General features: G+C 54.4%; 1 protein-coding gene and 1 pseudogene. Both read right to left on the bottom strand.

Annotation, left to right across the window (positions count from 1 at the left end; all coding sequences use genetic code 11):
* A pseudogene (locus DWW13_RS18610) lies at window positions 1–437 on the bottom strand (CHAP domain-containing protein); the annotation flags it as partial.
* Window positions 438–486: 49 nt separating this feature from the next.
* Window positions 487–645: conjugal transfer protein (locus DWW13_RS18605; protein WP_118720846.1), on the bottom strand; the 159-nt coding region annotated here is incomplete at its 5' end.

The raw sequence follows: 645 nt of genomic DNA, 5'->3' as shown, positions 1-645 counted from the left end.
TCCTTAACCAGTTTCTTTTGCTTTGGGATAGCTGCCTTTGCTGCGTCCAGTCGGTCAGCGGCTTTTTCCGATTTTTTGATGTAAGTTTCCAGTTCCGGCGTTGCCCGTTCTTCCTCGGTAAACTGCAAGCGAGAAGATGTTGTTTGTGCGGTGGCTTCCTCCTGTGCCTTGCGTACCGCCTTTTTACTGGATTTGCGGGTCTGTGCGGCTTCGATATGCTCCATGACGCGCTCTGCGGTGGCGGTGTCCCTTGCGGGGGCAGCCCCCGGCGTGTGGGGTAACGGGGAAGTTTGGGACGCTACACCTTGAAGCTGCGTCCCGTCCTGCGCCGCTTGCTGCTCCGGGGACTTTTGAAAATCCGCGTCCTGTTCCCGTTTACTGATACGCTCGGCGGTCTGCTGTGTTTCGTTTACCTCGATAAGCCCGTCGCGGGTCATTTTCTGTGTGATTTTATCGCGGGATTTATATTGCTTCATGGTCTGCACCTCACTTTCCGCTTTCGGAAACTTCCTCCGGCTTCGTCGTCATTACCCGGTAAAGCTCGGTATCTTTCGGGAAGCGGTCTACAAAAGGCAGTACCACATTTCCATAAAAGATAAGCCCCTCGCCCGCTTCGGTGTGGGTAACATACTTCATCTGCTGCGG

It is taken from the genome of Blautia sp. AF14-40 (genome assembly GCF_003479665.1).
Classification (GTDB): domain Bacteria; phylum Bacillota; class Clostridia; order Lachnospirales; family Lachnospiraceae; genus Fusicatenibacter; species Fusicatenibacter saccharivorans.
The sequence above is the reverse complement of the archived record's forward strand: the minus strand, read 5'-3'. Positions and strand labels throughout refer to the sequence as shown.